Source organism: Nitrospina watsonii (assembly GCF_946900835.1).
In the GTDB taxonomy this organism is placed as follows: domain Bacteria; phylum Nitrospinota; class Nitrospinia; order Nitrospinales; family Nitrospinaceae; genus Nitrospina; species Nitrospina watsonii.
The window spans coordinates 284,859-298,560 of the sequence record NZ_OX336137.1 but is presented as its reverse complement, the minus strand read 5'-3'; the positions used below and the strand labels follow the sequence as shown (position 1 = coordinate 298,560).

The 13,702-nt window shown below is 57.7% G+C and carries 13 protein-coding genes; 5 read left to right on the top strand and 8 right to left on the bottom strand.

Features of this window, described 5'->3' with window-relative positions; genetic code table 11:
• Positions 1–204 precede the first annotated feature (204 nt).
• Genes QML71_RS01365 through flgL form a run of 4 tightly spaced genes read left to right on the top strand, consistent with a single transcriptional unit; the run spans position 205 to position 4,454 of the window.
• Complete coding sequence (locus QML71_RS01365; RefSeq protein WP_282010103.1) at positions 205–639, top strand: rod-binding protein; 435 nt, start codon at positions 205–207, stop codon at positions 637–639.
• A 12-nt stretch (positions 640–651) separates the two neighbouring features.
• A complete protein-coding gene (locus tag QML71_RS01360; RefSeq protein WP_282010102.1) occupies positions 652–1,152 on the top strand; it encodes a flagellar protein FlgN in 501 nt (166 codons plus the stop codon).
• Positions 1,153–1,174: 22 nt separating this feature from the next.
• Positions 1,175–2,860: a flagellar hook-associated protein FlgK gene (flgK, locus tag QML71_RS01355; protein ID WP_282010101.1), complete on the top strand. Its 1,686-nt coding sequence runs from the start codon at positions 1,175–1,177 to the stop codon at positions 2,858–2,860.
• Positions 2,861–2,900: 40 nt separating this feature from the next.
• Positions 2,901–4,454, top strand: a complete 1,554-nt coding sequence (flgL, locus tag QML71_RS01350; RefSeq protein ID WP_282010100.1) for a flagellar hook-associated protein FlgL — start codon at positions 2,901–2,903, stop codon at positions 4,452–4,454.
• Between the two features lie 36 nt (positions 4,455–4,490).
• Here flgL and QML71_RS01345 read toward each other — a convergent pair whose 3' ends face one another.
• Positions 4,491–5,780: a hybrid sensor histidine kinase/response regulator gene (locus QML71_RS01345; protein ID WP_282010099.1), complete on the bottom strand. Its 1,290-nt coding sequence runs from the start codon at positions 5,778–5,780 to the stop codon at positions 4,491–4,493.
• 573 nt (positions 5,781–6,353) lie between these two features.
• Between QML71_RS01345 and QML71_RS01340 the strand changes: the two genes are divergently transcribed.
• On the top strand, positions 6,354–6,926 hold the full coding sequence (locus QML71_RS01340; RefSeq protein ID WP_282010098.1) for a nitroreductase family protein: 573 nt from the start codon (positions 6,354–6,356) through the stop codon (positions 6,924–6,926).
• A 16-nt stretch (positions 6,927–6,942) separates the two neighbouring features.
• Here the strand turns inward: QML71_RS01340 and phoU are convergent, their stop codons facing one another.
• The 7 genes from phoU to QML71_RS01305 all read right to left on the bottom strand — a co-directional run bounded on the left by phoU (position 6,943) and on the right by QML71_RS01305 (position 12,186).
• Positions 6,943–7,632, bottom strand: coding sequence for a phosphate signaling complex protein PhoU (gene phoU, locus QML71_RS01335; protein WP_282010097.1), 690 nt, complete (start codon positions 7,630–7,632; stop codon positions 6,943–6,945).
• A gap of 16 nt (positions 7,633–7,648) precedes the next feature.
• Complete coding sequence (pstB, locus tag QML71_RS01330) at positions 7,649–8,422, bottom strand: phosphate ABC transporter ATP-binding protein PstB (RefSeq protein WP_282010096.1); 774 nt, start codon at positions 8,420–8,422, stop codon at positions 7,649–7,651.
• Positions 8,419–9,273: a phosphate ABC transporter permease PstA gene (pstA, locus tag QML71_RS01325; RefSeq protein WP_282010095.1), complete on the bottom strand. Its 855-nt coding sequence runs from the start codon at positions 9,271–9,273 to the stop codon at positions 8,419–8,421. Before pstA ends, pstB begins: the two co-directional genes overlap by 4 nt.
• The gene (gene pstC, locus QML71_RS01320) at positions 9,270–10,151 is read right to left on the bottom strand and encodes a phosphate ABC transporter permease subunit PstC (RefSeq protein WP_282010094.1); all 882 of its coding nucleotides are present in this window, start codon (positions 10,149–10,151) and stop codon (positions 9,270–9,272) included. Before pstC ends, pstA begins: the two co-directional genes overlap by 4 nt.
• A gap of 17 nt (positions 10,152–10,168) precedes the next feature.
• Complete coding sequence (locus QML71_RS01315; RefSeq protein WP_282010093.1) at positions 10,169–11,113, bottom strand: PstS family phosphate ABC transporter substrate-binding protein; 945 nt, start codon at positions 11,111–11,113, stop codon at positions 10,169–10,171.
• A 130-nt stretch (positions 11,114–11,243) separates the two neighbouring features.
• Positions 11,244–11,795, bottom strand: coding sequence for a sigma-70 family RNA polymerase sigma factor (locus QML71_RS01310; protein ID WP_282010092.1), 552 nt, complete (start codon positions 11,793–11,795; stop codon positions 11,244–11,246).
• Positions 11,767–12,186, bottom strand: coding sequence for an ArsI/CadI family heavy metal resistance metalloenzyme (locus QML71_RS01305; RefSeq protein ID WP_282010091.1), 420 nt, complete (start codon positions 12,184–12,186; stop codon positions 11,767–11,769). The genes QML71_RS01310 and QML71_RS01305 overlap by 29 nt, the downstream gene beginning before the upstream one ends.
• Positions 12,187–13,702: the final 1,516 nt, after the last annotated feature.

Sequence of the window (13,702 nt, the reverse complement as noted above, 5' to 3'; positions counted from 1 at the left end):
TTTGCCTTGCCGCTTCGGACGCCACGCCCGCCGCCTGCATCAAGCATCCGACCCGCGCCCCTAACCCATTTATTTATATATAGTTATAAATTTCCCGGAATCCTCCGGATTTTGGCACCGGCCTTGCTATTCAAGGGTGAAACCCTGTCTGGGAGTGGGGTTGCTCCCCTCCCGCACCGATAAGAAACCAAGAGGATGGCAGACATGAATCTCATACCGTTTCACAACACAGCCGCTCCGCTGGGATCCAATCCCGTCGATAAAGCGAAGCAGCTGGGCTCCCAGGTCAAGGGCCTCGACCCGGTGGGAGCGCTGACCCAGTCCTTTTCGCAAACGTTGTCGCAGGTCAAACAGACCGGTGAAGGCAAGAGCGAGACCGGCAGCAAGGAAGAGTCGGAGCGGTTGATGGAAGTCTCACGGCAATTCGAAGGCCTGCTGGTCCACCAGATGCTGAAGTCCATGCGCGAGACCGTCGATAAAGCGGGCATGCTGGACGGGTTCGCCAGCGAACAGTATGAAGCCGTACTCGATGAAGAATTGTCCAAGGAAATGGTCAAGCACCAGAGCATCGGCCTGGCCCGAACCATTCACGATCAAATGAGCCGCCACCTTTCGGCATCGGCTCCGCAGGACCTTTAAGAGAGGTGTGTCATGAAAGACCTGTATCAGGCACTCAATACGATTCTGGAAAAGAAAATCGAACTGTACGATCGTTTGATCCACATTTTCGGTGAGGAGTGGAATGCCGTCACCGAATATTCCCGGGACCGGCTGCTGAAAACGCTGGAACAGAAGGAAACCTTGTTGATGCAGGTGGGCGAGCTCAATCAGAAACGCGAAGCGATTCTGAAAAAGATGTCCGAGCACTGGGGCATCCCGGTTGAAAAAGTCACGCTGCGTAAAATCGCCCAGTTCAAAAACAATCCCTGGTCGATGTCGATGATCCTGTGCCAGCAGCGCATGAAAGAACAGATCGCGAAAATCAAAAAGCTCAACACCATGAACCGCCGGTTGATTGAACGGTCGTCCCTGTCCATGCAGGATTCGGTTCACAGCCTGTACAAGGCGGACACCCGTTACACGCCCTACCACGCCGACGGCAAGGTCGGGAACGTGCCGTTGACCCGCGGCCTGATCAGCACCAACATTTAATGATCCTGCGAGGCATGGGCTCATGACAACGAACATATTCAGCATTCTGAACACGGCGAAACTGGGGCTGCAAAGCCAGCAGTTGGCCATCGAAGTGACCGGCAACAACGTCGCCAATGTGCAGACCGAGGGCTACAGCCGCCAGACGGTGACGCTGGAACCGAACACCCCGCGCACGTTCGGCCTGGGACAGATCGGCACCGGCGTCCGGGCGACCGGCATCGCCCGCTCCTTCGACCAGTTTCTGTTCAACCAGATCCTGGGCGAGAACCAGTCGCTCGGCAATTTTTCGATCCGGCGCGACGTCTTCGAGAATCTGGAAATCCTGCTCAATGAATCCGAGGGGCTCAGCCTCAACAACGAACTCAATCATTTTTTCGGCGCCCTGAGCGACCTGGCAAACAACCCGACCGGGTTTTCCGAGCGCACCAATGCCATCGCCGCAGGCGCATCGCTGTCCCAGACGTTCAACAAGCTGGGCAATGCGCTCACCGAAGAACGCCTGAATCTCGACCGCAAGGTCGATGACGAAGTGACCCAGATCAACAGTCTGCTCACCGAAATCGTGCGGCTGAACGAATCGATTCCAAGCAGCAACCTGACGGGCTTTTCCGCCAACGACCTCAGCGATCAGCGCGACCAGTTGGTCAAGGAGTTGTCGAAAAAACTGGACGCCACGCTGATCTCCTCCGGCGACGGCAAGATCAACCTGACTTTGGCGGACGGCACGCCCCTGGTGCTCGGTGACCAGGCATTCACGCTCAGCACGCAAGGCAGCTCGAACAACGGCGGCCTCAAGGACATTTTCATTCAGGACCCAAGCGGCACGCCCGTCAACATCACCAATACCATTCAGGGTGGCGAGATGCGCGGCCTGCTCGACATGCGTGATACGGAAGTCGCCAATGCGCTGGACAAGCTGGATCGGCTGGCCGCCAGCATCGTGACGGAGATCAACCGCGTGCATCAGGAGGGCCTCGGTCTGGACGGCACCACCGGCAACGACTTTTTCACCGCACTGCCTGTGACCATTGCGGCGGACTCCGCCAACTCCGGAGGCAGTGATATCACCATCATAAACGCCAGCGCCACCACTACCTCCACAGACAAGTTCCGCCTGAACTTTACGGCAGCCAACCAGTTTGAAGTGATCAACCGGACCACGGGACAAAATGTAACGGGCTCTCCAGTTACATTCACCGTCGGAACGCCTGTCAATGTGGACGGTTTCGCCATAACCATCAACACCGCTCCGTCGGGAGCGGGCGACGTGTTCGACTTTTCCACCTCGGCGGGCGCGGCATCCAGCTTGTCGGTATCCACCACCCTGCTCGCGGATTCGCAAAAACTGGCTGCCGGCCTCAACAGCACCGGCGACGGCGACAATGCGCTGGCGCTGGCGGGCCTGCAAACGCGCGGCGTTTTTTCCGGACTGGGTTTCGCTTCGGGAAGCGGCTCCGCCACCTTCGACGATTTTTACAGCGGCCTCATCAACAGCGTCGGCAACGGGGCGCGCTCGGCGCAGACGCTGGCCCAGCAGCAGGAGAGCATCTCGCTGCAACTCGATATACGGCGCGAAAGCGTTTCCGGTGTGTCCATCGACGAAGAGATGATCAACCTCATCAAATTTCAACAGGCGTTTCAGGCGTCGGCACGGATGATCAGCATCGTCGATGAAATGTTCGACATTCTTCAGAATCAGATTTGAGCACAGGCCCGAATGATCTTTCCGGGCAGGGAGGCATGACATGGTAATGCGAGTGACCAACCAGGCGCAGCAAGCCAACTCACTCCGGAATCTGTTCCGCATCACCGAGGACCAGTTTCTCGCCAACCAGCGCATCGCCAGCGGCAAGCGCATTCTCGCGCCGTCCGACGATCCGCTCGGCGTGCGCGACGTGCTGACGCTGCGCACGTCCATCTCCCGTTCAGAGCAATTCAACCGCAACGTCACCTTCAACCGCGTGTTCGTCAACAGCGCCGACTCGGCGTTGAGCTCGGTGAGCACGAGCCTCATCCGGGCGCAGGAGTTGGCGGTCAGCAGCCTCAACGGTATCAACACCGCAGCCAGCCGGCAGGCGGCGGCGGAAGAACTGGATCAGATCCTCGACGGCGTGTTCCAGTCCGCCAACACCCAGGTGCAGGGACGGTTCCTGTTCTCGGGAACCGGACTGGCCACCGCCCCGTTCCAGCAGAATGGCGGTGGCGTGGGCGCGCTGTACACCGGCGACACCAATCGGTTGAACCTGGAAGTCGCCGCCGGATTGACCATACCCATCACGCGTCCGGGTTCGGAAATTTTTACGGTGGATCTGAATCCCGCGGTCACCCCCACCACCAATTTATCGGATCTGAACGGTGGCGCGGGCGTCAACCTGGGCAGCATCTCGATCACCGACCGCCAAGGCAACAATGCCGTGGTCAACCTGAGCGGGGCCGCCACGGTGGACGATGTGATCATCGCCATCAACAACGCCACAGCCTTCGCCGGCGTCAATGTCGCCGCCTCCATCAACAGCGCGGGCGACGGTCTGCTGCTCACCGACACGAGCGCCACCATCAATCAGGCGTTGACCGTCACCGAATCCGGCGGCGGCACCGTGGCGCAGGAGCTGGGCATTCTGGGTTCGCGCAACGGCAATCTGACCGGGCAGGATTTGAATCCCATCCTCACCACCGCCACACCCATCTCCGCCCTCAACGGCGGCAACGGCCTGACGCTGGGGCAGGTGCAGGTGACCAACGGCGCGCTTTCGGGGACGGTGGACTTGAGCGGATTGGGTCCGACACCGACGATCAGCGACGTGCTCAACGCGTTCAATTCGGCGGGATTGAATCTGACTGCCAGCATCAATTCGCAGGGCAACGGCCTGAACGTGGTGTCCGATCCCAACACCTCTCCCAACACCACCGCCGTCATCACGGACGTGTCCGGCGGCGACACCGCGTCCACCCTGGGCATCGGCGGCAACAACATCTTTGTCGCGCTCGGCACTCTCAAACAGGCTCTGGAACGGAACGATACGGAAGGCATTGCCGCGTCACTGGACCTTGTGTCCGCGAGCCGCGACAAAATAAGCAACGCGCGCGCCGAATACGGAGCGGCGTCGCGCACGCTCGATCAGATGGAAGTCCTCAACAGCACCGACGTGTTGACCCAGACCCAGCAACTCTCGGATGTGGAGGACGCGGATTTCGTGCAGGAAGCGGCGAACCTGGCGGCCTTGGAAACCGCGCTGCAGGCCACGCTGGCCACCACCGCGCGCGTTCTGCAACCTTCACTGCTGGACTTTCTGGCTTGAGCGTCCCAGCATGAAGCTCCGGCTTGCGAAATCAGGTCAGGTTGCGGACGCGACCGGCACGATGTTTTCTTCGCAAGACTTGATCGGCAACCAGAGGTGAATCGAGGTTCCCTTGTTTTCCTCGCTCTCCACCTCAATGAACCCGCCGTGTTGCTCCACAATGGTAAAACACACCGACAGACCCAGTCCCGTTCCCTTTTCTTCCGGCTTGGTGGTGAAAAACGGCTCGAAAATCTTTCTCATATTCTCTTGCGGAATACCGCTTCCGGTATCCGCCACTTCAATGTGAAAAAAGTTTTCGCGCCGCACCGGAATTTTTTCCGGATCGATCCGGACATCTTCCTTGCGGCGGTTCTGCCAGATTTCCCGCACCACCTGTTTGGTCCGCACCGTCAGCACGCCTCCCTGTGGCATGGCATGGCGGGCATTGTTGAATAAATTCAAAAACACCTGCCGCATGCGGTCGGGGTCGGCTTTCATAACGACCTCCTCCTGGATGAAATCGCGCTCGAGCTGGACACAGTCCATACGCATTTCCTTTTCCAAAAGAGACAGGACAAAATCGAGTTCCTCGTTGAAATCCACATCTTGAAACTCCATGTTGCCCTTGCGCGAAAACCGCAGCAGATCACTGAGAATTTTGTCGATGCGGAAAATTTCCTCGCGCATCGACTTGTAATGGTCGTCCCGGGTGGGGTCGCCGGAATGGTGCCGCATCAATGTCTGCACATGGCTGGATATGATATTGAGGGGGTTGAGCACTTCGTGGCAGACCATGGCGGCAAGGCGGCCGATGCTGGCCAGTTTTTCGGAGCGGATGATGCTTTCCTGCGCCACCTGCAATTTCTGGAGGGAGTTTTTGAGCTCGAGGTTGGCGTCCAGCAGCTTGTCGTTTGCACACTTCAACTCCTCCTCGGCGCGCTCCCGCAGATCGGCTTCCCGCTGCAACTGGATGGCCATTTCAATACAGCGCGTCAACGATTCCGCAGTCAGATTGTTCTTGGAACGGTAATCGGTGGCGCCGCATTTTATGGCCTCCGCCGCCACTTCGGGATCGCTCTGCCCGGTCAGAAAAACAATCGGCTGGCTGTACCCTTTGGCCCGCACCTGCCGCAACAGGTCGATGCCATTGCTGTCCCGCAGCCGGTAATCAAACAGGCAGACATCAATGTGTTCGGTTTCCAAAACTTTCAACGCCTCAACCGGACCATCCAAATGGCTGATCTGGCAATGCAGGCTCGTGTTGCTGGGGCTCAGCATATTCTTGATGAAAAACGCATCCTCTTCGTCATCCTCTACCAGCAAGATACTCAGTGTCCTGTTCATCTCATCCTCTAGTCGTTAAGGTGAGCGGAAGAGTCAGGCTCTCTTCAGCACAGAAATGTAGGAATTTTCCTACATAAAACTTCGGATACCCTAAGTCCTTGCTGTGAGGTTCAAGGATTTGGAAACTCAGCATTTAAGCATTGAATTAAAAGATTATAAGTATTATAAGGCTCATTTCTTAAATGAAAAGTGATTTTTTTATTTGCCACATATCCAATCTATTTTTTCGAGAAGCCAATATATGGCTTTTGCCAAGCCAGCTGCCCGCCCCCGATCCGGGTCGATCCAGAAAAGCCGCTGAAAACAGCCCGATTACAGCACCCGGCAACGCCCCTCCAAACTCCTTCCCAATCAATTATTCCACACAAAACAAACCTGCCTTTATAGACTGGATCGCCGGAGTTTTATATCCTTGACGGACTTCATTCTGTATTTCTTAAGAAACGGACTGATAACTGATAACGGACGCGCCTCGCAAAAACCGTTCTGGCTCTCAAAAAGGGCGGGGATATCTCCCCAAATGGAGATGAATTTGTTAGCCTGATTGGCGAATCGAAAACCAAGGAGAGTTTTATGACCCGAACAAGTGCCTACGCAAAACTGGACCCCCAATTTTTATACCGCTGGTCGCCGCGATCCTTTCTCAGCGATCCGTTGAGCGATGAAGACATCCTGACTCTGTTCGAAGCGGCGCGCTGGGCACCGTCCTGTTTTAACGAGCAGCCCTGGTTTTTCGTGTACGCGCGGGGCGAAAGACTACCGGCGTTCCAGACGGCACTCGTGGACGGCAACCGCAAGTGGGCGGACCGTGCTCCGTTGCTCATTCTCGTCTTCGCACGCAACGATTTCGATGAACGGGGCAAATCCAACCACTGGGCGCAGTTCGACTCGGGTTCGGCGTGGATGTCGCTGTGCCTGCAGGCGCAGAAGATGGGATTGATCTGTCACGCCATGGGGGGATTCAAAAAGGACCGCGCACACGAAGTCGCCAACGTGCCTGAAGACAAGTTCACCGCCATGTGCGCGATCGCCGTAGGGCATCAGGGTCCGGCGGATGCTCTGGACGACGATCTGCGCGAGCGCGAAGCGCCGAGCGATCGCAAACCGCTGAACGACGTGGCGCACGAGGGGCCTCTGCCCGGCTGATCGCGCGGCACGGGGATCACTCCCCTTTTTTGTTTTGGGACAACTTGACTTGTTCGGGCTGGTGCCGCACGATTCTGCCTTCCACCAGGTAAATCACGTCTTCGGCGATGTTGGTGGCGTAGTCGGCGATGCGCTCCAGATGGCGGGAGATCGAAATGTAGTTGATGAGGATTTCCACCTGATCGGGGTTCTGCCGGATCTTCTCGTACACGCGCTGGTACACTTCGCGGTTCATCGCATCGATCTCGTCATCCGCCTGCCACACCTTGTGCGCGGTGACGGAGTCCATGTTGATGAGGCAGTCGATGGACTGGCTCAGCATGGCGCGGCTTTTCTCCGCCATGGTGGTGAAATCGAACGGCGGGACCACGTTCTCCTTGCTGGCCAGCACGACGGCACGCTCGGCAATGTTCACGGCGAGGTCCGCCACGCGTTCCAGGTCGTTGTTGATCTTGAGGGTGGCGATGACAAAACGCAGGTCCCCCGCCACCGGCTGGTGCAGAGCCAGCACCTTCAGGCATTCTTCCTCCAGCTGCACTTCCGTGTTGTCGATGGTTTTGTCCTGGTCAATGATCTCCTGCGCCTGGCGGGCGTCGAGTGCAGCCACGGCCTTCATGACCTTGAGCACCATCTCCTCCACCTGCGCGCTCAACCCCAGCAGTTGTTTTTTCAGAACATCCAGTTCACGTTCAAAATGTTTGGTCATGGGTCACCCTGTTTGATCAGCCGAAGCGTCCGGTAATGTAGTCTTCCGTTCTCTTCTGCTCGGGCTGTGTGAATATTTTTTTTGTGGAGCCAAACTCAACGAGGTTCCCTTCGTACAAAAACGCCGTCAAATCCGAAATGCGCGCCGCCTGCTGCATGTTGTGCGTGACGATGACAATGGTGTAGCGCGACCGCAACTCCTGGATCAAATCCTCGATGTGCGCCGTCGCCCTGGGGTCCAGCGCCGAGCAGGGCTCGTCCATCAGAATCACTTCCGGGTTCATGGCAATGGCGCGGGCGATGCACAGGCGTTGCTGCTGACCTCCGGACAGGCGCAAGGCCGAGTCGCGCAGGCGGTCCTTCACCTCGTCCCACAATGCCGCCTTGCGCAATGCGTCTTCGGCCAGATCGTTGAGGTCGCCCTGGTGGCCGTTGATCTTCGGCCCCCACACCACGTTTTTAAAAATGGACTTCGGAAACGGGTTGGGCCGCTGGAACACCATGCCGACCTGCTGGCGGATCAGCCCGGCGTCTGTTTTTTTGCCGTAAATGTTCTGACCGTGGAATACCACTTCCCCTTTCACCCAGGCGGTGGGGATGAAATCGTTCATGCGGTTGAACACACGCAGCAGCGAGCTTTTGCCGCAGCCTGAAGGACCGATCACTGCCGTCACCTGGTGCGCCGGAACCTGGAGGTCGATGCCGTTCACCACGCGATGCTCACCATAATAAATGGACAGGTTTCGCGTCTCCAGAATTGCTTCATGCTCTTCCAAACCAACCTCCTTCATTTATACCTTTGCAGTTTCTCGCGGATGAATACGGCACCGGCATTCATCGACAACAGCAGAACCAGCAGCACGATGATGCCCGCCGCCGCCAATCCGTGAAACTCTTCCTGCGGCCGGGCCGCCCAGTTGAAAATCTGCACCGGCAGCGCGGTGAACGGATCGTCCGGAGTTTCCGGCGTGAAGGCCACGTAACTCAATGCGCCGATCATGATCATCGGTGCCGTTTCGCCCATGGCCCGCGACAGGGCAAGGATGATACCGGTCATGATGCCCGGCAACGCACCCGGCAACACTTGCCACCACACCACCTGCCAGCGGCGCGCCCCCAGGGCATACGCGCCTTCACGGATGGACGGCGGCACGGCGCGGATCGCCCCCTGTGCGGCGATGACGATGACCGGCAACACCAGCAGACTCATGGTCAGGCTGCCCGCCCACAAACTGCGGTCGAAACCCAGAAAACGAACAAAGATCGCCAGACCCAACACACCGTATAAAATGGAAGGCATGCCCGCCAGATTGGCGATGTTGATTTCAAAAACCCGGAGCAGGCGATTCTTCGGCGCGAATTCTTCCAGGTACACGGCGGTCGCCACGCCCAGCGGAATGGCGACCATCGCCGTCATGCCGATCAACCAGACGCTGCCCCACAACGCGGACTTGATCCCGGCCTCTTCCGGATGCCGCGACGGGAAGCTCGTCAAAAAATCCCAGTCCAGCCACACCCAGCCTTCCTTCGCCACGTGGGCCAACAAAAGGCCCAGCACCCCCACTGCCAGCCACGTCACCGCCGTGCACAGACGGATGAACCACCGGTTGTGCCGTTCGCGTTTCTGGCGTGCGTCCATCATGAGTTGCGTGCCTTCGATTTCAGGATGAAATGGTTGCCGATGATATTCATGGTCAATGTTATCAGGAACAGAAGCATGCCCACGGCATAGACCGTGTAGTATTCGACGCCGCCCGCCGGGATGTCGCCCAGGCTGACCTGCACGATGTACGCGGTCATGGTCTGGATGCTTTCCAGAAAACCGATCGACCAATTCGGCGTCGCTCCGGCTGCAAGCGTGACCGCCATGGTCTCGCCTACGGCGCGCGACAGGGCCAGGATGACGGCCGCACCGATGCGCGTCGCGGCAGCGGGCAGGATGATCTGCCCCATCACTTCGAAATGCGTTCCGCCCAGCGCGTACGCGCCTTCGCGCAGGGTTTCCGGCAGGGCGCGGAAAGCGTCGTCGCACAACGACGACACCATCGGCAGAATCATGATGCCGACCACGATGGCGGCGCTGGCGGCATTGAAAATATTCGTTTCAGGAAATACCGTGCGAATCAGTGGCGTCACGAACGTCAACGCGAAGTACCCATACACCACGGTCGGGATGCCCGCCAGGATTTCCAGCACGGGCTTGATGATCGACCGGATGCGCGACGAAGCGAACTCGCTCAGATACGTGGCGATCAACAATCCAAACGGCAGAGCGATGAAGATCGCGCCAAACACAATTTTCATCGTTCCCGCGACCAGCGGCAACACGCCAAACGACTTCGGCTCCAGCAGCGGCGTCCACTGGGTTCCGAACAAGAAGTCGGTGACGGGCACTTCCCGGAAAAACAGAAACGATTCTTTCCCCAAAAGGAAGATGACCACCAGGGTGGTCATCAGGGTAACGCCCACGCAGAGCAGGAGAATGCCGTGCACGGCGTGGTCCATCCATTTTGAAAACATAATGTGTCTTGAACGTTTCAGTTTTGTGCCAGTTTCAGCAAATTGTTTTCAAACCGGTCCAGATTGTCGCGGTACATGGAATCCGGCAGCGGGATATACCCCACTTCTTTCGCAAGCGCGCCGGCATTCTCGATGTAAAACCGGATGAAGGCGTTCACCTCCGGACGCTTCGCCGCCTCGATGTTGACGTAGATGAAAATGGGCCGCGACAGGGGGGAATAGGTTCCCTTGTTGATGGTCTCCATGGTCGGAAACACCGGAGCCTTGTCGCCTTCCTTGATCGGCACCACTTTCAGGATGTTCTTGTTCTCGACATAGTAGGCGAACCCGAAGTAACCCAGCGCATACTTGTCTCCGGCCACGCCCTTGACCAGCATGTTGTCGTCTTCACTTTTGGTGAAGTCGGCGCGGCTGGCCTGCGATTTGCCGTTGATGGTTTCGGTGAAGTAATCGAAGGTGCCGGAATCGGTGCCCGGACCGTACAGTTTGATCGGCTTGTCCGGCCAACCGTCGCGCACGTCCGCCCACGTTTTCACGGAACTTCCCGGCTCCCAGATTTTTTTCAACTCGCCGGTGGTCAGGTGATCGACCCAGGTGTTGGCCTTGTTGATCACTACGGACAGCCCGTCATAGGCCACCGGCAATTCCAGGTAGTGAATGTTATTCTTTTTCGCCTTGTCGATTTCTCTTTGCTTGATGGCGCGGGAGGCGTCGTTGATGTCCGTCTCGCCCGCACAGAATTTTTTGAATCCGCCACCGGTTCCGGAAACGCCGACGGTCACGCGCACACGGGCGAAATCGCGATTCTTGCCGAACTCTTCGGCCACCGCTTCGGAAATGGGGAACACAGTGCTCGACCCGTCGATGCGAACGGTGCCGCGCAGTTTTTCACCGGCCACGGCCAACGAAACGCTGCCCAGTACCAGTGCCAAAATTAAAATTCGGGGTATCCAGCGATGCATGATGGTGTGATCTCCTCAAAAGGGAACATGTATGATCTCAATTCCCAATCAAGGTATCGCCGCATTGTTAGAGGCGTGTTAGGGCTTGGTTTAAATTCGGATGGAGCCGGAGGATTCGCGGGTGGCCGCTTCAACCTTTATCGTTACAAGGCTGATTTTGCGGGTCGTAATCGATCACCCGGCCCCGCCGGTCGAACACATAGGTGCAGCAGGATTCCAGCCCCTGCTTCAGGCGTTTTTTGGCGCGCTGGTGGCGGGACTTGGCGGCGGCGGGGGTGATGCCCAACGCTGCGGCGGCCTGCCGCTGCGTCTGGTTGTCGAATTCGACGCGTTGCAGGATGTCGCGGTCCGCCGCATCCAGCGTTTGCAGAAAATACCGCAGGCAGGCGTGGATTTCATGACGCGCGGCGGCATCGTCCTCCTTAGCCTCCACCGCCCTGTCCACCGGCGGCGCTTCGGGTTTGCGTGTGCGGTAATGGTCGATGATGCGGTTGCGCGCAATGCGATAGAGCCACGCCACCAGCCTGTCGCGGTCTTTCAGCCGCGACAGGCTTTCGTGCATCTTGAGAAAGATGTCCTGCGTGATCTCGTCGGCATCGGCCGCCGACCCCACCCGCCCGGCAACAAAAGCCCGGATGCGCGCATACAGGGTTTCAATTTCGGCAGCAGCCAGCGTTTCCATGATGTTCCTCGATTTGTTGGAGGACGACGAACACTTCCCACGCATTGCCGTCGGGGTCGTCCACCCAGACCTTGTCCTGAACAGCATAGCAACATTCGGTACCCTGTTCCAACTGCGGCAACAACCCCAGCGTTTCAAGCCGCACTGTTTCTTCCAACACCGTCTCCGCCAGCGGCACCTGGATACCCAGATGGCTGACCCGGTTGCCCGTCACCTCCGCCACGCGGTTGAGGGTGAAGTTGAGCGCGGGCCGCTCCACGTCAAACTTGGCGTAGCCGTCCTTGAGTTTCGTCGGCGGCACGCCGAACAACGCTTCGTAAAAACGCACGCTGTCGTCGAAATGCGCCGTGTTGAGGGCGAGGTGCAGTCGGCTGTCGGTTTCAGAATTCATGATGCATCTCCTTGAAGGAAAGGGTTCACCCACATAGACGAACCAGCCGCAAAAAGGATGCACCGGCTGGGAGCCGGAGCCAATGGGGTCATGCCCGGAGAGCGAACGATGGCCGGTGGACCCGTTTCAAATACAAACCGTTGCCTCCGGGTGCAGCCCGGCTGGGAGCCGGAGCCAATGGGGTCATGCCCGACGGGCGAAATATGGCCGGTGGACCCGTTTCAAATACAAACCGTTGCCTCCGGGTGCAGCCCGGCTGGGAACCGGAGCCAATGGGGTCATGCCCGACGGGCGTACTTTACTCCCTCCCCACGTAGTGGGGCTGGGGGGCTTTTTCCTTTTCGGTTCTTCATCCGGAGCGAAGCGATGGATGACCTTTCAATGAGTTCACAGTAAGCATCGAGATCCCTCACTGGCGTTCGGGATATCAGTGGAAGAATCCCCCTAACCCCCTTTACAAGGGGGGAACCGGCTAGTGCCCGACGGGCGAACGATGACCGGTGGACCCGTTTCAAATACAAACCGTTGCCTCCGGGTGCAGCCCGGCTGGGAGCCGGAGCCAATGGGGTCATGCCCGGCGGGCGTACTTTACTCCCTCCCCACGTAGTGGGGCTGGGGGGCTTTTTCCTTTTCGGTTCTTCATCCGGAGCGAAGCGATGGATGACCTTTCAATGAGTTCACAGTAAGCATCGAGATCCCTCACTGGCGTTCGGGATATCAGTGGAAGAATCCCCCTAACCCCCTTTACAAGGGGGGAACCGGCTAGTGCCCGGCGGGCGAACGATGACCGGTGGACCCGTTTCAAATACAAACCGTTGCCTCCGGGTGCAGCCCGGCTGGGAGCCGGAGCCCATGGGGTCATGCCCGACGGGCGTACTTTACTCCCTCCCCACGTAGTGGGGCTGGGGGGCTTTTTCCTTTTCGGTTCTTCATCCGGAGCGAAGCGAGGGATGACCTTTCAATGAGTTCACAGTAAGCATCGAGATCCCTCACTGGCGTTCGGGATATCAGTGGAAGAATCCCCCTAACCCCCTTTACAAGGGGGGAACCGGCTAGTGCCCGGAGGGCGAACGATGCTCTGTGGGCGCGTTCCCCAGTGTTCCTCCCCTCCTTTTCAAGGAGGGGATACAGGGGAGGTTACCAATGACTTTTCCTCTTATCCGTTATGCAAAGCTCTCCTTCTGGATGAAAGCCGGAGGGAAGGAAAAATAACCCCATTTGTCTAAGACGTATTGGAGGGGGTCATACCTTACCTTTTTCTGATAATGAAAGTGATTTTTATTGACAAATTGCTCCATATCCATAACAATCACGACTCTGATTCTGATAATCATTTTCATGCTTTGCAATCAGACCGCCCTTGAAAATAACCGGATTCCACAAAATGCATGAATTCAGGGGGCAGGCCGAAGGGAATCCTGATGCGCAAACAAGGAGAGCCGGTTTCCCGGCGAGTACCCCGGCAGGTCACATGCCGGGTCCCGACGATGTAATTTTTCAACAGCACTGATTGGAG

Coding starts and splice junctions, on each gene's coding strand:
- pstA (WP_282010095.1), bottom strand. CDS start 9,273: ATGATGGACGCACGCCAGAAACGCGAACGGCACAACCGGTGGTTCATC.
- flgL (WP_282010100.1), top strand. CDS start 2,901: ATGGTAATGCGAGTGACCAACCAGGCGCAGCAAGCCAACTCACTCCGG.
- QML71_RS01315 (WP_282010093.1), bottom strand. CDS start 11,113: ATGCATCGCTGGATACCCCGAATTTTAATTTTGGCACTGGTACTGGGC.
- pstB (WP_282010096.1), bottom strand. CDS start 8,422: ATGAAGGAGGTTGGTTTGGAAGAGCATGAAGCAATTCTGGAGACGCGA.
- pstC (WP_282010094.1), bottom strand. CDS start 10,151: ATGTTTTCAAAATGGATGGACCACGCCGTGCACGGCATTCTCCTGCTC.
- QML71_RS01310 (WP_282010092.1), bottom strand. CDS start 11,795: ATGGAAACGCTGGCTGCTGCCGAAATTGAAACCCTGTATGCGCGCATC.
- QML71_RS01360 (WP_282010102.1), top strand. CDS start 652: ATGAAAGACCTGTATCAGGCACTCAATACGATTCTGGAAAAGAAAATC.
- QML71_RS01365 (WP_282010103.1), top strand. CDS start 205: ATGAATCTCATACCGTTTCACAACACAGCCGCTCCGCTGGGATCCAAT.
- phoU (WP_282010097.1), bottom strand. CDS start 7,632: ATGACCAAACATTTTGAACGTGAACTGGATGTTCTGAAAAAACAACTG.
- QML71_RS01305 (WP_282010091.1), bottom strand. CDS start 12,186: ATGAATTCTGAAACCGACAGCCGACTGCACCTCGCCCTCAACACGGCG.
- QML71_RS01340 (WP_282010098.1), top strand. CDS start 6,354: ATGACCCGAACAAGTGCCTACGCAAAACTGGACCCCCAATTTTTATAC.
- flgK (WP_282010101.1), top strand. CDS start 1,175: ATGACAACGAACATATTCAGCATTCTGAACACGGCGAAACTGGGGCTG.
- QML71_RS01345 (WP_282010099.1), bottom strand. CDS start 5,780: ATGAACAGGACACTGAGTATCTTGCTGGTAGAGGATGACGAAGAGGAT.